Annotated in this window: 23 protein-coding genes, 1 tRNA gene and 1 pseudogene; 9 read left to right on the top strand and 16 right to left on the bottom strand. The window is 70.7% G+C overall.

The features are described from left to right. Positions 1-78 precede the first annotated feature (78 nt). Positions 79-522 carry a GNAT family N-acetyltransferase gene (locus tag OOK07_RS17430; protein ID WP_266681239.1) on the bottom strand — a complete coding sequence of 148 codons (444 nt, stop codon included), beginning with the start codon at positions 520-522 and terminating at the stop codon, positions 79-81. 301 nt (positions 523-823) lie between these two features. Here OOK07_RS17430 and OOK07_RS17425 point away from each other — a divergent pair, with 301 nt between their 5' ends. Then, positions 824-1,591, top strand: a complete 768-nt coding sequence (locus OOK07_RS17425; protein ID WP_266797301.1) for a LuxR C-terminal-related transcriptional regulator — start codon at positions 824-826, stop codon at positions 1,589-1,591. Here the strand turns inward: OOK07_RS17425 and OOK07_RS17420 are convergent. Further along, a complete protein-coding gene (locus OOK07_RS17420) occupies positions 1,550-2,047 on the bottom strand; it encodes a MarR family winged helix-turn-helix transcriptional regulator (protein WP_266681235.1) in 498 nt (165 codons plus the stop codon). The genes OOK07_RS17425 and OOK07_RS17420 overlap by 42 nt on opposite strands. A 115-nt stretch (positions 2,048-2,162) precedes the next feature. Here OOK07_RS17420 and OOK07_RS17415 point away from each other — a divergent pair, with 115 nt between their 5' ends. The 3 genes from OOK07_RS17415 (at position 2,163) to OOK07_RS17405 (ending at position 3,596) form a co-directional block, all read left to right on the top strand. Next, positions 2,163-2,981 carry a trans-aconitate 2-methyltransferase gene (locus OOK07_RS17415; RefSeq protein WP_266681233.1) on the top strand — a complete coding sequence of 273 codons (819 nt, stop codon included), beginning with the start codon at positions 2,163-2,165 and terminating at the stop codon, positions 2,979-2,981. Positions 2,982-2,983: 2 nt separating this feature from the next. Beyond that, complete coding sequence (locus tag OOK07_RS17410; protein WP_266681231.1) at positions 2,984-3,346, top strand: VOC family protein; 363 nt, start codon at positions 2,984-2,986, stop codon at positions 3,344-3,346. Positions 3,347-3,422: 76 nt separating this feature from the next. Then, positions 3,423-3,596 carry a CsbD family protein gene (locus OOK07_RS17405; protein ID WP_266797299.1) on the top strand — a complete coding sequence of 58 codons (174 nt, stop codon included), beginning with the start codon at positions 3,423-3,425 and terminating at the stop codon, positions 3,594-3,596. A 66-nt stretch (positions 3,597-3,662) separates the two neighbouring features. Here OOK07_RS17405 and OOK07_RS17400 read toward each other — a convergent pair whose 3' ends face one another. Both OOK07_RS17400 and OOK07_RS17395 read right to left on the bottom strand, forming a co-directional pair. Next, positions 3,663-4,340: a TetR/AcrR family transcriptional regulator gene (locus tag OOK07_RS17400; protein ID WP_266515818.1), complete on the bottom strand. Its 678-nt coding sequence runs from the start codon at positions 4,338-4,340 to the stop codon at positions 3,663-3,665. Continuing rightward, positions 4,337-5,347 carry an acyl-CoA desaturase gene (locus OOK07_RS17395; protein ID WP_266681227.1) on the bottom strand — a complete coding sequence of 337 codons (1,011 nt, stop codon included), beginning with the start codon at positions 5,345-5,347 and terminating at the stop codon, positions 4,337-4,339. Before OOK07_RS17395 ends, OOK07_RS17400 begins: the two co-directional genes overlap by 4 nt. Before the next feature lie 364 nt (positions 5,348-5,711). Between OOK07_RS17395 and ppc the strand changes: the two genes are divergently transcribed. After that, on the top strand, positions 5,712-8,453 hold the full coding sequence (gene ppc, locus OOK07_RS17390) for a phosphoenolpyruvate carboxylase (protein ID WP_266681225.1): 2,742 nt from the start codon (positions 5,712-5,714) through the stop codon (positions 8,451-8,453). 70 nt (positions 8,454-8,523) lie between these two features. On the opposite strand, the gene OOK07_RS17385 is transcribed toward ppc, so the two are convergent. The 8 genes and pseudogenes from OOK07_RS17385 to OOK07_RS17350 form a co-directional block, all read right to left on the bottom strand. After that, a complete protein-coding gene (locus tag OOK07_RS17385) occupies positions 8,524-8,766 on the bottom strand; it encodes an LAVTG motif-containing sortase-dependent surface protein (RefSeq protein ID WP_266681223.1) in 243 nt (80 codons plus the stop codon). Positions 8,767-8,826: 60 nt separating this feature from the next. Beyond that, positions 8,827-9,366 (bottom strand): hypothetical protein, encoded by a 540-nt coding sequence (locus OOK07_RS17380; RefSeq protein ID WP_266683578.1) that lies wholly within the window; start codon positions 9,364-9,366, stop codon positions 8,827-8,829. Positions 9,367-9,407: 41 nt separating this feature from the next. Beyond that, positions 9,408-10,010, bottom strand: coding sequence for an aminoacyl-tRNA hydrolase (pth, locus tag OOK07_RS17375; protein ID WP_266681221.1), 603 nt, complete (start codon positions 10,008-10,010; stop codon positions 9,408-9,410). 99 nt (positions 10,011-10,109) lie between these two features. Then, positions 10,110-10,703, bottom strand: coding sequence for a 50S ribosomal protein L25/general stress protein Ctc (locus OOK07_RS17370; RefSeq protein ID WP_266681219.1), 594 nt, complete (start codon positions 10,701-10,703; stop codon positions 10,110-10,112). 216 nt (positions 10,704-10,919) lie between these two features. After that, complete coding sequence (locus OOK07_RS17365; RefSeq protein ID WP_266681217.1) at positions 10,920-11,894, bottom strand: ribose-phosphate diphosphokinase; 975 nt, start codon at positions 11,892-11,894, stop codon at positions 10,920-10,922. Positions 11,895-11,984: 90 nt separating this feature from the next. After that, positions 11,985-13,433 carry a bifunctional UDP-N-acetylglucosamine diphosphorylase/glucosamine-1-phosphate N-acetyltransferase GlmU gene (gene glmU / locus OOK07_RS17360; protein ID WP_266681215.1) on the bottom strand — a complete coding sequence of 483 codons (1,449 nt, stop codon included), beginning with the start codon at positions 13,431-13,433 and terminating at the stop codon, positions 11,985-11,987. Positions 13,434-13,548: 115 nt separating this feature from the next. After that, positions 13,549-13,620, bottom strand: a tRNA-Gln gene (locus OOK07_RS17355). Positions 13,621-13,647: 27 nt separating this feature from the next. Further along, positions 13,648-13,887 (bottom strand): annotated as a pseudogene (locus OOK07_RS17350) (hypothetical protein); the annotation flags it as partial. A gap of 112 nt (positions 13,888-13,999) precedes the next feature. On the opposite strand from OOK07_RS17350, the gene OOK07_RS17345 reads away from it, so the two are divergent. Beyond that, positions 14,000-15,304 carry a sensor histidine kinase gene (locus OOK07_RS17345; RefSeq protein ID WP_266681213.1) on the top strand — a complete coding sequence of 435 codons (1,305 nt, stop codon included), beginning with the start codon at positions 14,000-14,002 and terminating at the stop codon, positions 15,302-15,304. Between the two features lie 90 nt (positions 15,305-15,394). Here the strand turns inward: OOK07_RS17345 and OOK07_RS17340 are convergent, their stop codons facing one another. Together OOK07_RS17340 and OOK07_RS17335 are read right to left on the bottom strand one after the other, a co-directional pair. Continuing rightward, entirely contained in the window at positions 15,395-15,889 is a 495-nt protein-coding gene (locus OOK07_RS17340; protein ID WP_266681211.1) for an SUKH-3 domain-containing protein, read from the bottom strand. Positions 15,890-15,986: 97 nt separating this feature from the next. Next, positions 15,987-16,523 carry a YwqJ-related putative deaminase gene (locus tag OOK07_RS17335; RefSeq protein WP_266681209.1) on the bottom strand — a complete coding sequence of 179 codons (537 nt, stop codon included), beginning with the start codon at positions 16,521-16,523 and terminating at the stop codon, positions 15,987-15,989. A 371-nt stretch (positions 16,524-16,894) separates the two neighbouring features. Here OOK07_RS17335 and OOK07_RS17330 point away from each other — a divergent pair, with 371 nt between their 5' ends. The 3 genes from OOK07_RS17330 (at position 16,895) to OOK07_RS17320 (ending at position 21,920) form a co-directional block, all read left to right on the top strand. After that, the gene (locus OOK07_RS17330) at positions 16,895-17,893 is read left to right on the top strand and encodes an SMI1/KNR4 family protein (protein ID WP_266797294.1); all 999 of its coding nucleotides are present in this window, start codon (positions 16,895-16,897) and stop codon (positions 17,891-17,893) included. Positions 17,894-17,901: 8 nt separating this feature from the next. Beyond that, on the top strand, positions 17,902-20,838 hold the full coding sequence (locus OOK07_RS17325) for an SUKH-4 family immunity protein (RefSeq protein WP_266797293.1): 2,937 nt from the start codon (positions 17,902-17,904) through the stop codon (positions 20,836-20,838). A 194-nt stretch (positions 20,839-21,032) separates the two neighbouring features. After that, positions 21,033-21,920 carry a coiled-coil domain-containing protein gene (locus OOK07_RS17320; protein ID WP_266797291.1) on the top strand — a complete coding sequence of 296 codons (888 nt, stop codon included), beginning with the start codon at positions 21,033-21,035 and terminating at the stop codon, positions 21,918-21,920. 66 nt (positions 21,921-21,986) lie between these two features. Here the strand turns inward: OOK07_RS17320 and OOK07_RS17315 are convergent, their stop codons facing one another. Together OOK07_RS17315 and OOK07_RS17310 are read right to left on the bottom strand one after the other, a co-directional pair. Continuing rightward, entirely contained in the window at positions 21,987-23,600 is a 1,614-nt protein-coding gene (locus tag OOK07_RS17315) for a sodium/solute symporter (RefSeq protein ID WP_266797289.1), read from the bottom strand. After that, positions 23,597-24,043, bottom strand: coding sequence for a DUF485 domain-containing protein (locus OOK07_RS17310; protein ID WP_266681199.1), 447 nt, complete (start codon positions 24,041-24,043; stop codon positions 23,597-23,599). The genes OOK07_RS17315 and OOK07_RS17310 overlap by 4 nt, the downstream gene beginning before the upstream one ends. Positions 24,044-24,181 lie beyond the last annotated feature (138 nt).

The raw sequence follows: 24,181 nt of genomic DNA, 5'->3' as shown, positions 1-24,181 counted from the left end.
CTCCGGGGACTGCCGCCCCCAGACCCCGGCTTTCGGCCGAAACGGCCTCGTCCTCGAAGCCGGGCGGGCTGTTTCGTGTCACCCCAGCCTCTTTGTCAGCGTGTACTCCGTGACCCCCGGCGGATAGTCGGGGATCACGCACACCACGTCGTACCCCTGCTTCCTGTAGAACTCGGGCGCCTGGAAGTCCCAGGTCTCCAGGCGGACCGAGCTGCAGCCCCGTTCGGAGCGGGCGATCTTCTCCGCCTCCGCCAGGAGCCGCGAGCCGATGCCCGCGCCCCGCAGGCGCTCGTCGACCCACAGGTACGTCACATGCAGCCAGGTCGTCCAGGTGTGGCCCACCAGGCCGGCGACCAGCTCGTCGCGCTCGTCCAACACCCAGGCGTGAAGCGGAAGTTCGCGTTCCGACGGGGTTCCCCGCAAGGCGCGCAGGACCGGGGAGGCCGCCGTGTTGGTGTCGCGCAGGCGAGAACGGAGAAGATCGCGCCGGGCTTTGTCGACTTCTGTCTCAAGACGAAACATGCGGCTCACGATAAACGCGCTGGACAGCCAGTTCTGCAAATTACCTTCCGCTCCTGCCCCCCGGCCGTACCCTGATGAGCAGCACCGGTGGGGGCCGGTGCCGATCAGGGGGCGAGACAGTCGGGTACGACGCCCGAAGTGGGGGTAGCAGTCTCCGCACGGCGACGGCCGTGCGGTGTGCCGTTCCAGTCCCAGGTGGTCAAGCACGACCTGGGGTGCTTCGGGCGCCGTACCTGCGCCCGTGCCGTCTCCCGACGATGAGGCATCCCCTGCTCTTGGAGAGCTTGGGGAAGGGGGTTTCGTGGTTCGCATCCGAGTCCTGGTCGTCGACGACCATCGCATCTTCGCCGAATCGCTCGCCGCCGCTCTTGCGGCCGAGCCCGACGTCGACGTCTCCGCGGCGGGCAGCGGTCCCGCCGCGCTGCGCAGCCTGGAGCGTGCGGCAGCCGAGGGACGCCGGTTCGACGTGCTGCTCGTCGACTCCGATCTGGGCGGGAACGTGCCGGGAGTCCGGCCGGCCGTGCCCGTTCAGGAGGCCAACGAGGACGGCCTCGTCGACGGGATCTCGCTGGTCGCCGGGGTGCGCTCCGGGCAGCCGGGCGTACGGATCATCGTGCTCGCCGAGAAGGACGACCCGCGGCGTGCCGCGCTCGCACTGCAGGCCGGGGCCTCAGGCTGGGTGGCCAAGGACTGCTCGCTGTCCCGGCTGCTCAGCGTCATCCGGGGCGTGCTGCGCGACGAGACGCATCTGCCGCCGGCCCTGCTCACCGGTGTGCTCAGGGAGTTGACCGCCGCGCGCAAGCACCGCACCGAGAGCGAGCGCCTGGTGGAGTCCCTGACTCCGAGGGAGCGGGAAGTGCTGCGCTGCATGGTCGCGGGGCTGGGCAGGAAGGCCGTCGCCGAGCGGCTGTTCCTCTCGCCGCACACCGTGCGCACACACATGCAGAACGTCCTCGGCAAGCTGGGCGTCCACTCGACCCTGGCCGCCGTCGCGCTCGCCCGCCGGGCCGGCGTCGGCCCCGTCGACCTAGCCGGGGATGTTGTCGAACGGGGCGGTCAGCTGGCGTAGCAGCCCCGCGAGGTCGCCGCGCTGGGCACGTGACAGTTCGGCGAGGATCGCCCGCTCCTGGTCCAGCAGACCCGCCAGGGCCTGGTCCGCGCGGTCCTGCCCCTCCTCGGTCAGCCGCACCAGCACACCGCGGCGGTCGCTCGGGTCGGGCAGTCGCTCCACCAAGCCCTTCTTCGCGAGGCGGTCGATGCGGTTGGTCATCGTGCCCGAGGTGACCAGGGTCTGCGTCAGCAGCTGCCCCGGCGAGAGCTGGTACGGCGTGCCCGCACGCCTGAGCGCCGTCAGCACGTCGAACTCCCAGGGCTCCAGGCTGTGCTCGGCGAAGGCCAGCCGGCGCGCCCGGTCCAGATGCCGGGCCAGTCTGCTGACCCGGCTGAGCACCTCGAGCGGTTCCACGTCGAGGTCAGGGCGCTCCCGGCGCCACGCTGCGACCAGCCGATCGACCTCGTCCTCCATGGCGATCAGTGTAGTGGTTGTGTCGATGTGAAGTCTCTTGATGTCGAGTCTCTTGACGTCAAGGTAAATCGGGAGGGAGGCTGGGTACCAGTCCAGTACGCCGAGGAGGCCATCCATGCCCGCCGCCGCCCCCACCTGGGACCCCGCCCAGTACCTGCGTCACGCAGGCCATCGCGCCCGCCCCTTCGCCGACCTCCTGGCCCGCGTCCCGGAGCTGCCAGGCAACCCGCCCCACATCGCCGACCTCGGCTGCGGCCCCGGCAACGTCACCGTCCTGCTCGCCGGCCGCTGGCCCGCCGCGACCATCACCGGGTACGACAACTCGCCGGAGATGCTCGACAAGGCGCTCGTGGAGCATGGGGGCCCCACGTCCGGCGGGGGACGCCTCGACTTCAGTTACGCCGACGTCCGCCGCTGGGTGCCCCCGCGGCCGTGCGACCTGATCCTCAGCAACGCCACCCTGCAGTGGGTCCCGGGGCACGCGGAGCAGTTCGGGGAGTGGATCGCGGGCCTCAGGCCCGGTGGCACCTTTGCCTTCCAGGTCCCCGGCAACTTCTCCGCCCCCAGCCACACGCTGATGCGCGAACTCGCCCACTCCGCACGCTGGAAGGACCGCCTCGCCGACACCCTCCGCCACGACGACGCCGTCCTCGCGCCGGAGGCCTACCTGGAGCGGCTGACCTCCCTCGGCTGCGCGGCGGACGTCTGGGAGACGACGTACGTCCATCTCCTGACCGGCGAGGACCCGGTGCTCGACTGGGTCAAGGGGACCGGGCTGCGGCCGGTCCTCACCGCCCTCGCCGATGATCCGGCGGCCCGCGAGGAGTTCGTCGGCGAGTACCGGGCGTCCCTGCGGGAGGCCTATCCGGCCACGGCGTACGGCACCGCGTTCCCGTTCCGCCGGATCTTCGCCGTGGCCCGCAAGGAGGCCTGAGAGTGATCACCGCCGTCGACCATGTCCAGCTCGCCGCGCCACCCGGCTCCGAGGACCGGCTGCGGGCGTACTACGTCGACGTCCTCGGCATGACCGAGATCCCCAAGCCGCCCGCGCTCGCGGCGCGGGGCGGGTGCTGGTTCCAGGCGGGAGTGGTGCAGCTGCACCTTGGTGTCGAGGAGGACTTCAGGCCGGCGAAGAAGTCCCACCCGGGGCTGCGGGTCACGGGGATCGAGGCGTACGCCGCCCGGCTCGGGGCGCATGGGGCCGCGGTGACCTGGGACGACGGCCTCCCGGAACACCGGCGCTTCTACTCCGAGGACTCCGTCGGCAACCGGCTGGAATTCCTGGAGCCGGGGCGCTGAGGAGGGTTTGCCCGGTGCCGTGACGGTTACTCGACGTGCTGACACCGAAGCCCAAACTGACCGGGAGTGATCGACGGTGGCGAAGGACGAGAAGGCCAAGGGCAAGACCGAACAGGCCAAGGGGAAGGCGAAGGAAGCCGTGGGCCGCGCGGTCGGCAACGAGCGCATGACGGCCGAGGGCGAGGCCGAGCAGGCGAAGGGCGACGCACGCCAGGCCAAGGAGAAGACGAAGGACGTCTTCAAGCACTGAGCCCCGTAAGCACCGCTCCGTAAAGCACCTGAGTCCCGTACCATGCGTCCCCCGCCGGTACGGGACTCAGCTTTTGCGGCGACCTATCAGGTGCGGCTTCGCCTCCAGCCCGTCCAGCCCGTGCCAGGCCAGGTTCACCAGATGGGCGGCGACCTCCGCCTTCTTCGGGCGGCGCACGTCCAGCCACCACTGACCGGTCAGCGCGACCATGCCGACCAGGGCCTGGGCGTACAGCGGGGCGAGCTTGGGGTCGAAGCCACGGCTCTTGAACTCGCGGCCCAGGATGTCCTCCACCTGGGTGGCGATGTCCGAGATCAGCGACGCGAAGGAACCCGTCGACTGGGGGATGGGGGAGTCACGGACCAGGATGCGGAAGCCGTCCGTGTTCTCCTCGATGTAGTCCAGGAGCGCGAACGCCGCCTGTTCACACAGCTCACGGGGATGGCCTGCCGTCAGCGAACCGGTCACCATGTCCAGCAGACGGCGCATCTCGCGGTCCACCACCACCGCGTACAGGCCCTCCTTGCCGCCGAAGTGCTCGTACACCATCGGCTTGGACACCCCGGCCTTCGCCGCGATCTCCTCCACCGACGTGCCCTCGAACCCCTTGGCGGCGAACAGCGTGCGACCGATCTCGAGCAGCTGCTGGCGGCGCTCGGCTCCCGTCATCCGGGTGCGCCGCGCTCGCCGCGGCTTCTCATTGCTCGGGGTACTGCTGGAGTCGGTCGCCACGGCGTCAATCATGCCGCCTTCGCCGACTCCTTCCGGGGCGATGAGCCGTCCTGGCCGGTGTTACGGCGTGAATCGATACGTGAGCGTGACGGCCAGCGCACGTCGTACGCCCAGCCGAACGCCTCGAACCAGCGGATGATGCGCGCCGAGGAGTCCAGCTGGCCGCGCATCACACCGTGCCGCGCGGAGGTCGGGTCGGCATGGTGCAGGTTGTGCCAGGACTCGCCGCAGGACAGGACGGCCAGCCACCACACGTTGCCGGACTTGTCGCGCGACTTGAAGGGACGCTTGCCGACCGCGTGGCAGATCGAGTTGATCGACCAGGTCACGTGATGCAGCAGAGCCACCCGGACGAGTGAGCCCCAGAAGAAGCCGGTGAACGCGCCCCACCAGGACATCGTGGCCAGACCGCCGATCAGCGGGGGCAGGGCCAGGGAGAGCACCGTCCAGTAGATGAACTGGCGGGAGATCGCCCGGATCGCCGGGTCCCTGATCAGATCCGGGGCGTACTTCTCCTGCGGCGTCCGCTCCTCGTCGAACATCCATGCGATGTGCGCCCACCACAGGCCCTTCATCAGCGCCGGCAGCGTCTCGCCGAAACGCCACGGAGAGTGCGGGTCGCCCTCCGCGTCGGAGAACTTGTGGTGCTTGCGGTGGTCGGCGACCCAGCGGACCACCGGCCCCTCCACCGCCATCGAGCCGGCGATGGCGAGCGCGATGCGCAGCGGCCGCTTCGCCTTGAAGGAGCCGTGGGTGAAGTAGCGGTGGTAACCGATGGTCACACCGTGGCAGCCGAGGAAGTAGAAGAAGACCATCAGGCCGAGGTCGAGCCAGCTCACACCCCAGCCCCAGGCCAGCGGGATCGCGGCGAGAAGCGCCACGAAGGGGACGACGATGAAGAGAAGAAGCGCGATCTGCTCGACCGACCCCTTCTTGTCTCCACCCAGGGTTGCCGAGGTCAGTGAGGTGTCGCCGTTCGCCCTCGGGGCGTCGTCGATCACGTCGGAGCTTGCGGTCATGGGGCGTCCCCTGTGGGGTCGAGGTTTGAGACTGGTGTCGGGAAGCGGCTGCTGGAACCGTGCCCGGGTTCCGTTACAACGGACCCTACGGTTCCGTAACCTACGGCATCGTAAGTATGGCAGCGCGGCGCCCGGCGGCAAGAGCCCGACATTCTGCGCGTCCGCATGGACACCTATCCTTGGAGTCGGTCGGACAGCGCGGTCCGCTCTGATTCATTCCCGGTTGCCAGGGCCGTATGCGGCGCCCGCCGCGCGGCCCCTGCCCCGGGTTCCCCTCCCGGACGATCCCACCCGTCGCCCACCAGCGCCCTTCGCAAGGGCCGCTGCGCGACACACCGCCTGATCACTGCAAGGAGCCGCACCTGTGAGCAGTGCCGACGACCTGACCACGAGCACCACGTCGACCAACAGTGAGCTGCGAGCCGACATCCGACGGCTGGGAGACCTCCTCGGCGAGACTCTCGTCCGCCAGGAGGGCCCCGAGCTGCTGGAACTCGTCGAGAAGGTGCGCCGTCTCACCCGCGAGGACGGCGAGGCCGCCGCCGAGCTGCTGCGCGGCACCGAACTCCCCACCGCGGCCAAGCTGGTCCGCGCCTTCTCCACCTACTTCCACCTGGCCAACGTCACCGAGCAGGTCCACCGCGGCCGCGAACTGCGCGAGCGGCGTGCCGCCGAGGGCGGACTGCTGGCCCGTACGGCCGACCGGCTGAAGGACGCCGACCCCGCGCACCTGCGCCAGGCGGTCCGCCACCTCAACGTCCGGCCCGTGTTCACGGCGCACCCCACCGAGGCCGCGCGCCGCTCGGTCCTCAACAAGCTCCGGCGCATCGCCGCACTCCTGGAAACCCCGGTCATCGAGGCCGACCGCCGCCGCCACGACACCCGGCTGGCCGAGAACATCGACCTCGTCTGGCAGACCGACGAGCTGCGCGTCGTACGCCCGGAACCCGCCGACGAGGCCCGCAACGCCATCTACTACCTCGACGAACTGCACGCGAACGCCGTCGGCGACGTCCTGGAGGACCTCACCGCCGAGCTGGAGCGGGTGGGGGTGAAGCTGCCCGACGACACCCGTCCCCTCACCTTCGGCACCTGGATCGGCGGCGACCGCGACGGCAACCCGAACGTCACCCCCCAGGTCACCTGGGACGTCCTGATCCTCCAGCACGAGCACGGCATCAACGACGCCCTGGACCTGATCGACGAGCTCCGCGGCTTCCTGTCGAACTCCATCCGCTACACCGGCGCCACCCAGGAACTCCTCGACTCCCTCCAGGCCGACCTCGACCGCCTCCCCGAGATCAGCCCCCGCTACAAGCGCCTCAACGCCGAGGAGCCCTACCGCCTCAAGGCCACCTGCATCCGGCAGAAGCTGGAGAACACCAAGCAGCGCCTCGCCAAGGGCATCCCGCACCGGACCGGCCGCGACTACCTCGGCACCGCCGAACTGCTGCAGGACCTCGTCCTGATCCAGACCTCCCTCAGGGAGCACCGGGGCGCGCTCTTCGCCGACGGCCGCATGAACCGCACCATCCGCACACTGGCCGCCTTCGGCCTCCAGCTCGCGACCATGGACGTACGCGAGCACGCCGACGCCCACCACCACGCCCTCGGCCAGCTCTTCGACCGCCTCGGCGAGGAGTCCTGGCGCTACGCCGACATGCCCCGCGACTACCGGTCCAAGCTCCTCGCCAAGGAACTCAGGTCGAGGAGGCCGCTGGCCCCGACACCGGCGCCCGTCGACGCACCCGGCGAGAAGACCCTCGGCGTCTTCCAGACCGTCAAGCGAGCCCTGGAGGTCTTCGGACCCGAGGTCATCGAGTCGTACATCATCTCGATGTGCCAGGGCGCCGACGACGTGTTCGCGGCGGCCGTCCTCGCCCGCGAGGCCGGGCTCATCGACCTGCACGCCGGCTGGGCGAAGATCGGCATCGTGCCCCTGCTGGAGACCACCGACGAACTCAAGGCCGCCGACACGATCCTGGAGGACATGCTCTCCGACCCGTCCTACCGGCGCCTCGTCGCGCTCAGGGGCGACGTCCAGGAGGTCATGCTCGGCTACTCCGACTCCTCCAAGTTCGGCGGCATCACCACCTCGCAGTGGGAGATCCACCGCGCCCAGCGCCGACTGCGCGACGTCGCCCACCGCTACGGCGTACGGCTGCGCCTCTTCCACGGCCGCGGCGGCACCGTCGGCCGCGGCGGCGGCCCCTCCCACGACGCGATCCTCGCCCAGCCGTGGGGCACCCTCGAAGGCGAGATCAAGGTCACCGAGCAGGGCGAGGTCATCTCCGACAAGTACCTCGTGCCGTCCCTGGCCCGCGAGAACCTCGAACTCACCGTCGCCGCCACCCTCCAGGCCTCCGCCCTGCACACCGCTCCCCGCCAGTCCGTCGAGGCACTCGCCCGCTGGGACGCCGCCATGGACGTCGTCAGCAACGCCGCCGAGGCCGCCTACCGACAGCTGGTCGAGGACCCCGACCTGCCCGCCTACTTCTTCGCCTCCACCCCCGTCGACCAGCTCGCCGACCTGCACCTCGGCTCCCGCCCCTCCCGCCGGCCCGACTCCGGCGCCGGCCTCGACGGCCTGCGCGCCATCCCGTGGGTCTTCGGCTGGACCCAGTCCCGGCAGATCGTCCCCGGCTGGTACGGCGTCGGCTCCGGCCTGAAGGCACTGCGGGAGGCGGGCCTGGACACCGTGCTCGACGAGATGCACGAACAGTGGCACTTCTTCCGCAACTTCATCTCCAACGTCGAGATGACCCTCGCCAAGACCGACCTGCGCATCGCCGCCCACTACGTCGACACCCTCGTCCCCGACGACCTCAAGCACGTCTTCGACACCATCAGGGCCGAGCACGAACTCACCGTGCGCGAGGTGCTCAAGGTGACCGGCGAGCGCGAACTCCTCGACGCCGCCCCGGTGTTGAAGCAGACCTTCACCATCCGCGACGCCTACCTGGACCCGATCTCCTACCTCCAGGTGACCCTCCTCAAGCGCCAGCGCGACGCCGCGGCCGCCGGCGAACAGGCCGACCCGCTCCTCGCGCGCGCCCTCCTGCTCACGGTCAACGGCGTGGCGGCGGGCCTGCGCAACACCGGCTGACCCGTTGGGAGATGAGGGTGCCCCCCGAGCTTCGTACCAGCTCGGGGGCACCCTCATGTCATGCCGTACCTCAGGCCCGGCGCCGCCGGACCACCAGGTAACCGCCCGCCGCGACCAACGCGGCCGCGGCACCGGAGAGCAGACCCACGGGGGCACCGTTGCCCGTCTCGGCCAGGTCGCCCGAACCGCCCTGCGGGGATGCGGAGGCCGCGGCCTCACCGGCCGACGAGCTCGGGGACGCGGAGGCCTCGGAGGGCGCGGACGAAGAGGCCTCGGAGGACGGGGACGCGGAGGCGGACGGGGAAGCGGACATCGACGGAACCGGCGTCGTACCGCCGCCCTCCCCCGAGTCCTTGCAGTACGACGAAAGGGCTCAGATCGCCACGAACGCCGCCGTCAGCAGCGCGACCCCCGACCCCGCCATCACCCACGCGGCGCGCGTCCGCCCCAGCCCCCCGGCCACCACGACCGAGGCCAGCAGCAACGCCCCGCCGAACGGCACCCACGCGTACAGGACCCCCGCAGGCCCCGACCGCAGGACCTCGTCACCGCCCGGCTTCACCACGACCGTGTACGTCCGCCCCTTCGCCACCGCGACCGTCTTCTCGATGACGACCCGGCCCCGGTCCGGCGCACCCTGCGAGAGCGGCGTGAACGGACCCGTGCAGGTGTCCTCCCCGCACCGCGTCACCTCGATCGTGCCGCGCTCCCGCCCCTTCGTGAGCATCACGTACGGCGCGGTCTTCCACGACCCCCACACCCCGGCGATCAGGATCAGCGCCGCGACCGTACCCATCGCCGCGAGCCGCCCGAACCGCAGAGCGACGGCCGAGGCCTGACGGGAGACGTGGGGGGCGGAGTGCCGGGAGGCCTGACGGGAACGGGCGGCTGTGGCAGGCATGGCCGGGATCATTGGCCATGCCTGCACGCCCGGTCAACTCCCGCGGGGACAAGTCAGGAGTTGTACGTGCTTTGCGCCCGCTCCAGCCCCTCGATCACCAGACACTCCACGGCGTCGGCCGCCCGGTCCACGAAGTAGTCCAACTCCTTGCGCTCCGCGGAGGAGAAGTCCTTCAGCACGAAGTCCGCCACCTGCTGCCGCCCCGGGGGCCGCCCGATCCCGAACCGCACCCGGTGATACTCCGCCCCCATCGCCTTCGTCATCGACTTCAGGCCGTTGTGCCCGTTGTCCCCGCCGCCCAGCTTCAGCCGCAGCACGCCGTAGTCGATGTCCAGCTCGTCGTGCACAGCCACGATGTTCGCCACCGGAACCTTGTAGAAGTCCCGCAGCGCGCTCACCGGCCCGCCCGAAAGGTTCATGTACGACATCGGCTTGGCGAGGATCACCCGCCGGTTCGCCGGCCCGGGCGGCCCGATCCGCCCCTCCACGACCTGCGCCTGGGCCTTCCCGGCCCGCTTGAACTTCCCCCCGATCCGCTCGGCCAGCAGATCGGCCACCATGAACCCGACATTGTGCCGGTTCCTCGCGTACTCGGGTCCCGGATTGCCGAGGCCCACGACGAGCCAGGGGCCATTGGCGGGGGTGGTCACGTCCATGTCTCCTTGCTGTGCTTTCCCGGGAGATCCCCCGGACCCCAGCAGCCAGCCGCTGCCCCCCGGGGGAAACAGCGGCTGACGAAACGACTACGGTGCGGCTCAGGCCTCGGCGACGGCCTCGTCGCCCTCGGACTCCTCCGTGGCCTCCTCCGCCTGCGCGGCCAGGACCTGCAGGACGACGGTGTCCTCGTCGACGGCCAGCGTGGTGCCGCTCGGCAGCGTGATGTCCTTGGCGAGGATGGCGGCACCGGCCTCCAGACCCTCGATGGACACCGTGACCGACTCGGGGATGTGGGTGGCCTCGGCCTCGACCGGCAGCGCGTTCAGAACGTGCTCCAGCAGGTTGCCGCCCGGCGCCAGGTCGCCCTCGGTGTGGACGTAGATCTCGACGGTGACCTTCTCGCCGCGCTTGACCAGCTGCAGGTCGATGTGCTCCAGGAAGCCCTTGATCGGGTCACGCTGCACGGACTTCGGAATCGCCAGCTCGTTCGTCTTGCCGTCGATGTCCAGCGCGATCAGGACGTTCGGCGTACGCAGGGCGAGCAGCAGGTCGTGGCCCGGGAGGGTCAGGTGAAGCGGGTCGGAACCGTGACCGTACAGAACACCGGGAACCTTGCTGTCACGGCGGATACGGCGGGCGGCGCCCTTGCCGAACTCGTTACGGGTCTCTGCGGAGATCTTGACCTCGGACATGAACACTCCTCGTGGAAATCAGGAACGGACGTGGTCACCCGGCCACGAACGGCCTGCTACGAAGAGCGCGTCGATAACGGACAACCGAACCTCACAAGAGGACGGCCTCCCTCGCCGAGCAACTGGAGCAGTCTACTCGGAGAGGAAGGCCGTACCCAAAAGGATCTTCGCTGCAGAACCCTTACTGCACTGACCGGCCTACCAACCGGCCGACTACTACTGCTCGTCGAAGAGGCTCGTCACCGAACCGTCCTCGAACACCTCACGCACCGCACTCGCGATCGTCGGCGCGATGGACAGCACCGTGATCTTGTCCAGCTCCAGCTCACCCGGCGTGGGCAGCGTGTTCGTGAAAACGAACTCACTCACCTTCGAGTTCTTCAGACGATCCGCGGCCGGACCCGACAGCACACCATGCGTCGCCGTCACGATGACGTCCTCCGCACCATGCGCGAACAGCGCGTCCGCGGCCGCACAGATCGTGCCACCCGTGTCGATCATGTCGTCCACCAGGACACACACGCGACCCTTCACCTCACCGACCACCTCATGCACGGTGACCTGGTTGGCGACGTCCTTGTCACGACGCTTGTGCACGATCGCCAGCGGCGCACCCAGCCGGTCACACCAACGGTCCGCCACCCGCACCCGACCGGCGTCCGGCGAGACAACCGTCAGCTTGTCCCGGTCGACCTTCGCACCCACGTAGTCCGCCAGAAGCGGAAGAGCGAAGAGATGATCGACCGGACCGTCGAAGAAGCCCTGGATCTGGTCCGTATGCAGATCAACCGTGAGGATGCGGTCCGCACCAGCCGTCTTCATCAGATCCGCGACCAGACGGGCCGAAATCGGTTCACGGCCACGGTGCTTCTTGTCCTGCCGCGCGTAACCGTAGAACGGCACGATGACCGTGATGGAACGCGCCGACGCACGCTTCAGCGCGTCGATCATGATCAACTGCTCCATGATCCACTTGTTGATCGGAGCCGTATGGCTCTGAATCAGGAAGCAGTCCGCACCACGTGCCGACTCCTGATAACGGACGTAGATCTCCCCGTTCGCGAAGTCGAAGGCCTTCGTCGGAACAACCCCGACACCCAGCTGCTGGGTGACCTCCTCGGCAAGCTCGGGGTGGGCGCGGCCGGAGAAGAACATCATCTTCTTCTCGCCGGTCGTCTTGAACCCGGTCACAGCACAGTCTCCTCAGAGGTGTCTCAGCTGGTGGCGATACGAGTATGTGCAGATATCACGGTACGCCGAGTTTGACGCACCCGTTTCCGGTCAGTCTTCGCCACCGCCCTGCCGGGAAGCCGCCTCGGCCGCCTTCGCGGCAGCACTTCCCGGACGCTTACGGGCCACCCAACCCTCGATATTCCGCTGCTGGCCACGGGCCACGGCCAGCGAACCGGCCGGTACGTCCTTCGTGATCACGGACCCCGCGGCCGTGTACGAGCCGTCCCCGACCGTGACGGGAGCCACAAACATATTGTCCGAGCCCGTCCGGCAGTGGGATCCGACCGTCGTGTGGTGCTTCTCCTGCCCGTCGTAGTTCACGAACACACTCGCGGCACCGATGTTGGTGTACTCGCCGATCGTCGCGTCACCGACATAGGACAGATGCGGGACCTTCGTCCCCTCCCCGATCGACGCGTTCTTCGTCTCCACGTACGTACCGACCTTGGCCTTCAGCCCCAGTCGCGTACCCGGCCGCAGATAGGCGTACGGCCCCACCGTCGCCTGCGGCCCGACATGGGCACCGTCCGCCACCGTGTTGTCGACGCGCGCACCGGCGTCCACCCGCGTATCCCTGAGACGGCTGTTGGGCCCGACCTCCGCACCCTCACCGAGATGCGTGGAGCCCTGCAGTTGCGTGCCGGGATGGACCACCGCGTCCTGCTCGAACGAGACCGTCACATCCACCCACGTCGTCGCCGGATCGACGACCGTGACGCCGGCCAGCATCGCCTCCGAGAGCAGCCGGTCATTGAGAATCCTGCGCGCCTCACTCAGCTGCACCCGGTTGTTGATCCCGGCGATCTCGCGATGATCACCGGCCACGGAGGCCCCGACACGGTGACCGGCCTCACGCAGGATCCCCAGCACATCCGTCAGATACTCCTCACCCTGACTGTTGTCCGTACGGACCTTCTTCAGGGCGTCGGCGAGGAGTTGACCGTCGAACGCGAACACACCGGAGTTGATCTCACGGATCGCGCGCTGCTCCTCGCTCGCATCCTTGTGCTCGACGATCCCGGTGACGGCACCGGTCGCCTCGTCGCGCACGATCCGGCCGTAACCGGTGGCGTCCGGGACCTCGGCCGTCAGCACCGTGACGGCGTTGCCGTCGGAGGCGTGGGTGGCGGCGAGCTGCCGCAGCGTCCCGCCGGTGAGGAGGGGGGTGTCGCCGCAGACCACGACCACGGTCCCCTCGACACCGCCGCCCAGCTCCTCCAGGGCGATCCGTACGGCGTGCCCGGTGCCGTTCTGCTCGGCCTGCACGGCGGTGCGTACGGCGGGGTCGATCTCGGCGAGGCGCGCGACGACCTTCTCCCGCGCGTGACCGACGACCACGACGAGGTTCTCGGGCTCCAACTCACCTGCGGCGGCGAGCACATGACCCACGAGGCTGCGTCCGCAGATCTCGTGCAGGACCTTGGGTGTGGCCGACTTCATACGGGTGCCCTCACCCGCTGCGAGAACGACGACGGCTGCCGGGCGAATGGCGCTCACGGGGTTGCCCTTCGGCTGTGGAGTGGGTGGGGACATCCGCAGGATACCGGGGCGTTTCTCGGGGGACATGGGAGCGGGCCCTGACGGTGTTGTCAGGGCCCGCTACCGCGTGCTGCTCCCCCGCCAGGACTTGAACCCGGACAGATGGCACCAAAAGCCACAGTGCTGCCAATTACACCACGGGGGATCAAACTCGACTGAACCGGACGTTCGGTTAGATCGTCGAGTCGGCACCTAACACTATGCCGTACCAGGAGCCCTCGATGCGACGGTATAGGTCGGCGCCCTTGGCGACGTAGATGACCAGGCAACCCCGGTAGTCCTCCGATGCGTTCTTCCGGTTCGTTCGAGGATTGTGCTTCTTGAGGGTGACCCGCTGGAAGGTCGAGGCGTCGACGCCGACCAGTTCGGCCCAGAAGATCTCGGCTGCGGCCGCGTCGGCCGACTCGTGGATGCAGGTCGAGGGAAAGTGGTTGGTTTCGTGCGCGTTCGGTTACCGACTGTGGTGTAGGCCAGCCACGGAAACTCACCGGAAAACGGGGCGGGGGCGCCCTTAGGCTGGAGGCATGACCACGACGGGGGAAGACCATGCCGCGGCCCGGGGAGGGCCGTGGTGGTGGGTGAGTTGGCGCGGTGCCGCGTTGGACGTCGGCCTGGCGGTGGCGTCGGCGGTGGAGTGTGCGTTCGAGGGGGTCCGGTTCGCGCGGGACGCGGGGATCCCGGTGGCCGCGGGGGTTGTGTTCGGGGTGGTGGCGGGCTCCGCGCTGCTCGTCCGGCGGCAGTGGCCGATCGCCGTGGTGCTTGTCTCGATCGCGATCACTCCGGCCCAGATGGGCTATCTGATGGGCATCGTCGGCCTGTACACGCTGGCCGCCTCGGAGTTGCCCCGGCGGATCATCGCGTCGCTGGCGGGGATGTCGCTCGTCGGCATGCTGATCGTGATGTTCGTGCGGGTGCGGCAGGACATGGCGCGCGGGACCTGGGATCTGGGTGACTGGTTCGTGCCGTTCGCCGCGATCACGACGGCGATCGGGATGACGGCGCCGCCTCTGCTGCTGGGGCTGTATGTGGGGGCGCGGCGTCGGCTGATGGAGAGCCTGCGGGAGCGGGCGGACAGTCTTGAGCGGGAGTTGCAGTTGCTGGCCGAGCGGGCCGAGGAGCGGGCCGAGTGGGCGCGGAACGAGGAGCGGACCCGGATCGCGCGGGAGATGCACGACGTCGTCGCGCATCGGGTGAGTCTGATGGTGGTGCATGCTGCCGCGTTGCAGGCTGTGGCCCGGAAGGATCCTGAGAAGGCGGTGAGGAATGCCGCGTTGGTGGGGGACATGGGGCGGCAGGCGTTGACCGAGTTGCGGGAGATGCTCGGGGTGCTCAGGAGTGCGGACGGGGTCCGGCGGCGTGAGCAGGCGGTGCCGTTGGCGGCGGTGGGGGTGGCCGCGGCGGTGGCGGCTTCGAAGGCCGTGGACGAGGGTGAGGGGCCTTGTCTGTCGGAGCTTGAGGAGTTGGTCGGGCAGTCGGCGGCTGCGGGGATGGTCGTCGATCTGTCCGTTGAGGGGGATGCGCGGGTGTATGCGGCGGAGGTCGAGCAGACCGCGTATCGCGTCGTCCAGGAGGCGTTGACGAACGTTCACAAGCATGCGGCGGGGGCGAAGACGCAGGTGCGGCTCGCGCACCGGGTGTCGGAGATCGCGATGCAGGTGGAGAACGGGCCGCCGCCGGAGGTGTCCTCGGCGTCGTCGGCGCGGCTGCCTTCGGGGGGTAACGGGCTGGTGGGGATGAAGGAGCGGGTCAGCGCGCTGGGGGGCGTGTTCGTGTCGGGGCCGACGGACGCCGGGGGTTTTCGGGTGTCGGCGGTGATTCCGGCCGCGTAGTTCTGGGCGTGCTGGGCGTGCTGGGCGTGCTGGGCGTGCTGGGCGTGCTGGGCGTGCTCGGTGTTTTGGCGGCTCGGTGTTCTGGGCGGTTCAGCCTGCTGTGAGGCGTACCGGTTCGACGCCCGCGACGAGGCCGGCGAGGGCCTGGTCGATGTCGGGGCCGAGGTACCAGTCGCCTGTGTGATCGAGGGCGTAGACGCGGCCTTCGGTGTCGACGGCGAGCAGGGACTGGGTGTCGGTCTCGGTGCCGAGGGGGCTGACTTCGGTGTCGAGGGCGCGGCCGAGGTCGCAGAGGGTGCGGGCCATGTGGAGGCCGTGCAGGGGGTCGAGGTGCAGGGCGGCGGGGGCGACCTGGCGGCCGGGACCTGTGGGTGTGATGTGGAGGCCGCCGAATTCGGCCCAGGCCTCGACCGCGGCGGGGAAGACGGCATGGCGGTGGCCTGCGGGTGAGGCGTGCTCGCGCAGGGCGTCGGCCCAGATCTCGGCCTGCTTTATGTCCCAGCGTCCGGGGAGCCAGCCGGCGGCGCGCAGGGCGGCGTCGACGGGTACGGGGAAGCGCGTGGTGGAGGTGCGGTCGGGGTGCATCTGCCCTTCGATCGTCGAGTTCGCCGAGGTTGTGCCCGGCCGGGGCCGTGATGTGGTGCCAGGTGGGGGTTTGTCCGTCGTGGTTGTCCGTCTGCGGCTATCCGTTTGCCGCCGCGGGGTCGACGACGCGGACGCCGAAGTGTGCGCTGAGGGCGGTGCAGGCGCGGCAGGGTGCGGCGAAGCCGCCGTGCAGGGGGTCGCCGTCCTCGCGGATGCGGCGGGCGGTGAGTTTGGCCTGCTTGAGGGCTTTGCGGGCCTCGCCGTTGGTCATGGGCTTGCGGGCGGCGCGCTTGCTGCGGGCGGCGTCGGCCGTGGCTATGAGGCGGGAGATGAGGATGGTCTCGGCGCAGCGGCCGGTGAAGCGGTCGCGTTGTGCGCTGGTGAGGGTGTCCAGGAAGTCCTGGACGAGGGGGTGCAGGGGCGGGGCTTCCTCGCCGCGGGCGGCGGTGCCGGTGAGGGTGGCGCCACGGACGGAGAGGGCGGCGGCGACGGTGGGGAGTATGCCGTCGCGGCGGTGCCGGAGGGCGGGCGCGTGCGGAGTCTCGTCGGCGCTCCAGCCGATGCGAGGATCGCCGGAGGTACCGGTGTGCGGTGCCGTGTGCGGTCCCGTCTGCGTCACGTTCATGATCGTCATCCCCTCCCGAGCATCCCCCGGACGTCACAGAGTGCCAAATGCCGTGGCTGGTGCGGAAGCTGGGGCGGCGCGACACGCCCGGGTTTGGGCTGGCTGTCACGGCAGGGTGACGGCTGGTCACGGAAGCGGAGGGCGGCTGACCGGTGCCCGGTGACCCGTCCGGTCGTACCGCATAGGCTGTCGGCACCGCGATCCATGCGGCCGGTGCGTGGTGACCCATGCGGTGGCGCGTGGTGACACGCGCGGTGACGGTCGGGACGGAAGTCGGCGAGACGGACGTTGCGACGGACGAGACAGTCGATACGGGGCGTGACGGGCGGCTTGGGCCGGTCGTTGCGCGCCGTACCAGAGTGCCGCAGGGGGCAACCGCCATGACGACAGGTCGGCTCGGGCAGCAAGCCGCGCCGCCGAACGCGGCCTACGCCGGGCAGGACGTGCATTTCCCGGACCCGGTCCGGGCGGCACGTCACCCGAGAGGGGTACGCATCGATGAGCGTGGTTACCCCGATTTCTCGGCCTACGCGCGTGCCGCCGCGGAGATCGCGGAGCCGCCGGAGGGTTTCGGTGTCGACGAGCTGCGGCTGACGGACTACGTGTCGGCGAACGCGGCGCTGGCGGCTTCCGGGCACGAGTTGTGGGACACGGTGCCGGCGGTGGCGACGCCGCACGGCTGGACGTGGCATCACGTGCTGGGCTCGCGGCGGCTCGAACTGGTGCCGGTCGAGGTGAAGGCGTTGCTGCGGCATCACGGCGGGATCGCCGTGTCGAACGTCGATCAGGGCAAGCGGGGTACGCGGCCGCTGCAGGAGACACGGCCGGCGCACTTCGGGCTGCCGAAGTCGGGTGTGGCGGTGACGGAGGCGCAGGTGCAGGGGGTCGAGGAGGATCTCGGCTACCGGCTGCCGGGTGCGTACCGTTCGTTTCTGAAGGCGGCGGGCGGTTGTGCGCCGGTGGGTGCGGCGCTGGACGCGGAGCTGGGGCTGTTGATCGACCAGCCGTTCTTCACGGTGCGGGACGAGGCGGCCGTCAATGATCTGGTGTATGTCAACAAGTGCTTGCGCGACCATCTGACCAAGGACTATCTGGGCGTCGGTTTCGTTCAGGGTGGTCTGCTCGCGGTGAAGGTGAAGGGCGAGCGGATCGGCTCGGTGTGGTTCTGCGCGTACGACGATGCGCGGGACGTCGATCCGTCGTGGGCGCCGGCGGATCGTGTGGAGCGGTTGCTGCTGCCGTGCGGTGAGGACTTCGACGCGTTTCTGTCGCGGCTCGCGGGCAATCCGCCGGAGCTGGAGACGGTGGCGAATCTGATGGTGGACGGCGGGTTCGCGCGTCCCGTTTCTGTCTCTTCCGTCTCTTCTGTGGGGGAGTGAGCGTTGCGATGGTGACTTTCGCGCAGGCGCAGGAGCGCGCCGAGGAGTGGATCAACGGCGACCTGCCTTCGTACCAGCATCGTGAGGTGCGGGTGCGGGAGTTCGGGCTCGGGTTCGTGCTGTGGGCCGAGGACCGGGCGGACGGGCCGCGTTCGGACGGGGGCGGGCAGCGGCTGGTGCTCGCCCGGGACAGTGGCGAGGCGACGCTGTGGCCGTCGCTTCCGGTGGGTGAGGTCGTCCGCCGGTACGAGGAGGAGTACGGCCGCCCGGACGAGACCGGTGAGCCGGCCCCGGCGTCGGCGGCTCCGGCACGGGTGGATCTGAATCAGACGTCGTTCCTGCTGAGTCCGCCGGAGTGGTTGCAGGAGGCGGCGGACAAGTTGGGGATCCCGGATCGGCGGAGCGGTGCGGGTGTGGCGGGTGCCGCGGCCGGTTCGTCGGGTGAGGGTGCGTCCGGGGGTGGAGCGCTGCCCGAGACGCAGGCGGGGGTACCGGCGGGATCGCCTCCGGTTGCGCCCGGTGGCGGTGCGGGGTGGCCGGAGGCCGGGGGGAGCGGTGCGGTGCCGGCGGATGGTGGCGCCGGGGCGCCGGGGGCTCCTGGTGTGCCCGCGGGGGCGACTCCGTGGGCCGGGACCGACACCAACGCGGAGGCCGGCGAGGACCGTTCCGTACCGCTGCCCGCGACCGTGTTCGCGCCGCCGTTGAGCGAGTCCGGTGAGGACACGCCGCCTGAGGCCAAGACGGCGCTGATGTCGGGCGGCAGCCGGCTGCCGCGCACGACGTTGGCTCCGGCGGTCGACGAGCCGGGTGCATCGGGTGCACCGGGTGTGCCGGGAGCGCGCGGGGCGTCGAACGCGCCGGGTGCACCGGGCGGTGCGCCGGTGTCTGCGCCGCCGCCCGGGCAGGGCGGGGCGCCGTACGGGTATCCGCAGGGTGCGAGTGGTGCCGCCGCGCCGGGCACGCCGCCGCCGGGTGCTCCTGTGCCGGGTGGCCCGCCGCCTGCGCCTTCGTCGTACGGTTATCCGCAGGGGCCGGCCGCCGCCGGATCCGGTGCCACGCCGCCTTCTCCTGTGCCGCCCGCGCCTTCCTACGGCTACCCGCAGGCGCCCGGTGGTGCGCCTCAGTCGCCGGCTGCTCCGGGGCGGCCGCTCGCGTCGAACGCCGGGGACATCGCCGACGCCGCGACGAGCAAGGCGGCGCCCCCGCCGCGCCGGAGTGCGACGACGCCGCACCCGCCGAGCGCCCCCGGTGCTCCGGGGGTGCGGCCGGGGAGCACGCCTCCGCCTCCGCCTCCGCCTCCGCCTCCGCCCGGGCCGGGCGCCGGCGGGTACGTTCCCACGCAGCTCGTGTCCGCGCTCGGTCCCGACGGACCCGAGGGTCCGGGCATGCCGGGGGCGCCGCAGGCACCTGGAGCACCTGGAGCACCTGGCGCTCCTGGCGCTCCTGGCGCACCCGGTGGTGCGCCGCATCCGCCGGGCGCCCCCCATCCGCCCGGTGCGCCCAACGCGCCAGGGGGTACCCCTCCCGGCGGTGTCCACCATGCCGCCACGATGCTCGCCGACCCCGGTCGGATGGGCCCGGGGGCAGGCGCCCCGCCGCCTCCGGGCGCCCCGGCGTTCCCCGGAGCCCCCGGAGCCCCCGGAGCCCCCGGTGCACCGAACCCGCCGGGCGGCCCGGGTGCGCCTGGTGGCCCCGGCGTTCCGCAGCCTCCCAGTGCCCCCGGTGTGCCCGGCGGGTCCGCGGGCGGGCGCGGAGGCGCTGTTCATCATGCGGAGACCATGCTGGCCGCGCCCCCTGTTGGCGGGCCCGGCGCGCCCCCGCCGCCGCAGCCCCCGGGCGCCCCCGGTGCTCCTGGCGCTCCCGGTATGGCGCCGCCCATGCCGCAGCCGCCGATGCCCCAGCCGCCCATGCCGCCCGGTGCGATGCCGCCGCCCGGTCAGCAGCCGGCGTACGGCTACCCGCAGCAGGCGCAGCCGACGGTGGGCCCCGGCTACCAGGCCGTCCTGCGCTACCGCGCGCAGGACGGTTCCGAGCAGCAGCTGATCCGGCGGTCGGCGCCCGGCACACCGCACCCGGAGTGGCAGATCTTCCACGAGCTGCGGGGCATGAACGTGCCGCCGGACCAGGTCCTGGAGCTGCACACGGAGCTGGAGTCGTGCGAGCTGCCGGGTGCCTACTGCGCGCGGATGATCCGGGAGCAGTGGCCGCAGGCGCGGATCGCGAGCATCGCGCCGTACGGTACGGATCACGCGAGCCGGCAGCAGGGCATGCAGCAACTGATCGCGCACCAGGGCGAGTTGCACCAGGTCGCGGACGGGCCGGCGCGCCCGGCGCCGGTGCGCGCGCCGTTGCCGCCGGTGCAGGCCGCGCCGCCGATTCCGCCGGAGGGGATCGCGCAGGAGATGGCCGGGGCGTTCGGGCCGGGTGTGTTCCGGTTCGAGCAGGCGGCGGTGTCCCGGCAGGGGGTGCCGCCGGTCGTGGCGCAGGTGCTGGTGGTGGCGGGGCTGCCGATGGACATGGGTCCGTTCTTCTGGGCGCAGGCCCAGCCGGGGCGGCCGGTGCCGACGCTCGCCGAACTGGCGCAGGAGCGTGGCGTGCAGCCGGCCGCGGACGCGGGCTCGTACCTCGTGATGGGCAGTGACTTCGGCCGGGCGATCTGTGTGCAGTACGGCACGGCGAACATCGTGGCCGTGCCGGTGGAGGCGGGTCCCGGTGGGGCGCCCGTGCCGCCGCAGTTCGTGAACACGGGGCTGCCGGAGTTCCAGCGGTGCCTGGCGCTGCTGGGCCGGATGTGGCGCCTCAGGTTCGGGCTGAACCAGGAGCAGGCGGGCCGCTGGACCGTCGACTTCCAGGCCCAGCTGGCCTCCCTGGACCCGGCGGCGCTCGGTTCGCCGGAGAGCTGGTGGTCGGTGCTGCTGGAGCAGATGTGGGACGGGCTGCTGTGATGCGCCGGCGCTGACCCACGTGATCCGATCCCGAGGGGCCGGGCCGGTCGTTTTCGACCGGCCCGGCCCCTTTCTGTGCCCGCCGTGCCCGGAGTGTCGCGTTATGAACACTTGAGTCCGATATATCAAGATGTGCGCGCACTCATGATTTTCGCGCCCGTTCGGTGGAGGGTCCGGCAGAGAGGGGTTCCAGGATGAGCAGCGCATCGGTCTCGCCCCACGGCTTCTGGGTCGTACGGGGGCGTGGTTACTGTCCTGACCAGGTCGACGCCTTCGCCGACGCCCTCTCCCTGGACCGGGACGCCGCATGGGAGAGGGCGGCCCGTCTCACCGTGCTCGCCAAGGACATGGAGGCGGAGGCCGCGCTGCTGCAGGAGACGGTGGCGCAGCTGGCCCCGCAGGCGTACGAGACGCTCGGGGAGGGTGCGCGGCAGCTCTTCCAGTGCGTGGAGGAGGAGGCCGCGGCGGTACGGGAGCGCGGACGGCAGGAGGCGCAGCGCCTGATGGACGAGGCGCAGGAGTACGCGACCGGCGTGAATGACGCCGCACAGGCGCACGCCGACGCCGTATGCGGTGAGGCCGATGAACGCGCCCGGCAGCGGCTCCTCGAGGCGCAGGCCGAGGCCTACAACATCCGCATCGGCGCCCGGCGTGCGGTGAAGTCGGGCCGTGGCGAGGCGCTGGCCGCGCTGCGGGAGGTGCGGCAGCGCACCTTCGCGATGCGCGCCGAGCAGGCCAGGGAGTTCGCCGAGCGCCTGGCCGAGCTGGAGCAGGTCGAGACCGAGCGCGTGGCCGCCCGCGAGGCGCGCGGGACGGAGCGGCTGGCGCGGGCGAAGGCGGAGCTGGCCGAGGCGAAGCGGGCGTTCGGCCAGGCGCAGGACTTCGCCCACCAGTCCATGGACGAGGCACGCGCGCGTGCCGGCGAGATCCTCGCGGCCGCGCGGCTGCGGGAGGAGCAGATCGCCCGGGAGACGGAGCAGGTGCTGCGGGAGCACCGGGAGCGGTCGGACGAGGTGCAGGCGCAGATGGACAACGTACGTGACAGCCTTACGGCGTTGACGGGTTCGGCGTCGGGGGAGTGAGGGCGGGGGTGGTGGTGCAGGCCTCCGCCCCGGCCTCACCCGGCTTTCGCCCCGCCCCGCGATCCCTCACCCGTTCCGCCGTACCGCCCCCGCGAGAATCCAGCCCTCCACCGCCTCGTACTGCCGTCGCTGCTCCTCCGACGCCTTCCGGCCGGAGGCCGCCGTGCCCAGCCAGCCGAAGGCGAAGCCCAGGGGGATCGTCACGAGGCCGGTCGTGGTGAACGGGAACCAGTTGAAGTCGGCGTCGGGGAAGGCGGCGGCGGGGGAGCCGGAGACCAGGTTGGTGCCCGGCATCAGGAGCAGGACCGCGGCCGTACCGCCGATGAGGGTGCACAGCAGGCCCGTACGGGTGTAGCGGCGCCAGAAGAGGCTGTAGACCAGCGCGGGGGCGATGGCCGAGGCGCCGATGCAGAAGGAGAGCGTCACCAGGGGCTGCAGGTTGCGGTGCTGGACCTGGGTGGCCAGCAGGATCGCCGGGACGCCCACCGCGAGCGCCGAGACCCGGGCCAGCAGCATCTCGCGGCGCCCCGACATCTCCTGCACCCGCGTGGCGAACACGTCGTGGGCCAGGGAGTTGGCGCAGGCGAGGATCATTCCGGCGACGGAGGCCAGCAGGGTCAGGAAGATCGCCGTGGTGACCGCGGTGAAAAGGAAGGTCTCGGCGGCGGAGACGTTCGCGCCGAAGGCCGCGCGGGAGCCCAGCAGGTAGGCCGTGTTGCCCTGCGGGTCGGCCTGTGCGATCACCGCCCGGCCGATCAGCGCCGTGGCGCCGAAGCCGACGACCGTCATGATGAGCACGAACAGCACCACCGACGACACCGCCCAGGACATCGAGCGCCGCACCTGACGGGCGCTGCGCGCGGTGTACATGCGCATGGTGACGTGCGGCAGGCAGGCGCCGCCGATCACGATGGTGAGTTCCGAAGTGATCATGTCCAGGCGGGGGTTGGGGCTGCCCGCGAACTCCAGCCCCGAGTGCAGGAAGGAGGTGCCGGCGCCGCTCTGTGCGGCGGCCGCGTTGAACAGGGCGCCCGGGTCCCAGTCGAAGTGCTGGAGTATCAGGACGGCGACCACGGCGCCCGAGCCGAGCAGCATCACGATCTTCATGATCTGGATGAGGGCGGTGCCCTTCATACCGCCGATCGCCGCGTAGCTGATCATCAGCGCCCCGATGCCGATGATGCAGCCGGTCTGCAGCGAGTCGCCGGAGAAGCCCAGGATGAACGCCAGCAGCTGCCCCGTGCCCGCCAGTTGCACCAGCATCAGCGGCAGCAGTGCGGCGATGGTCACCACGCAGGCGGTGATGCGGACGCCACGTCCGGGCATGCGTCGTGTCAGCGCGTCGCCCATGGTGAACCGGCCCGCGTTGCGCAGGGGTTCCGCCAGCAGGAACATCAGCAGCATCAGCGACAGGGCGGTGCTGAGGGCCAGCGCGATCCCGTCGTAGCCGCACAGGGCGATCACGCCGCCCGTGCCCAGCACGCTCGCCGCGGAGATGTAGTCGCCGGCGATCGCGAGGCCGTTGCGCATGGGGGAGAGGGAGCCGTAGCCCGTGTAGAACTCGTCGAGGTCGTCGCCGTCGGGGCCCGTCATCACACACAGCAGCAGGGTGATCGCGGCGACGGTGGAGAAGGCCACCAGGGACATGGCCTGCGCGTTTCCGCTGAAACCGGTCGTCACCGTGCCGCCTCCCGCTTGGCGTCCAGCTCCGACTGCTTGCGGATGCGGTCCGCGATCGGGTCGACATGGCGGCGGGCCGTGTGCTCGTACAGCGCGATCGCCAGCCATGTGACGGGGATCTGCAGCAGCGCCAGCAGCAGGCCGGCCGGCAGGCCGTCGGTGACGGTGCTCGTCATGAACGACGGGGCGAACGCCGACAGGATCAGGAACAGCGTGAAGTAGCCGAGCGCGGTGAGCGTGGCGGTGCGCCGCTGCCAGCGGTGCGCGTTGCGCAGCATCCGCAGATCGCTGTGGTGCCCGAGCGCGGGCTCCGCGGGCCGGCGCCGTCCCGCCGCTTCGGCTGGTTCGGTGGGCGGTTGCCACGGGTGGCCGGCGACGTAGGACGGGGGCGGATTGTGCGGTGGATGGCGGTACGGGTACGACGGGGACTGGTCGTAGGACATCCCGGTGCTCCTTGCGTGGCTCGGGTCCTGTGCGGGGGACCGCAGGGAGGTGGGGGGGCGGAGCCACGCACGCTACTCGCCGGTACTGGGAGAACGCGAGCTTTTCACCAAACTGATTGGTCGGTATGCGCTTACTAC

This window comes from Streptomyces sp. NBC_00078, assembly GCF_026343335.1.
In the GTDB taxonomy this organism is placed as follows: domain Bacteria; phylum Actinomycetota; class Actinomycetes; order Streptomycetales; family Streptomycetaceae; genus Streptomyces.
Note: the sequence above shows the minus strand (reverse complement) of the source record. Positions and strands in the feature narration are given on the sequence as shown.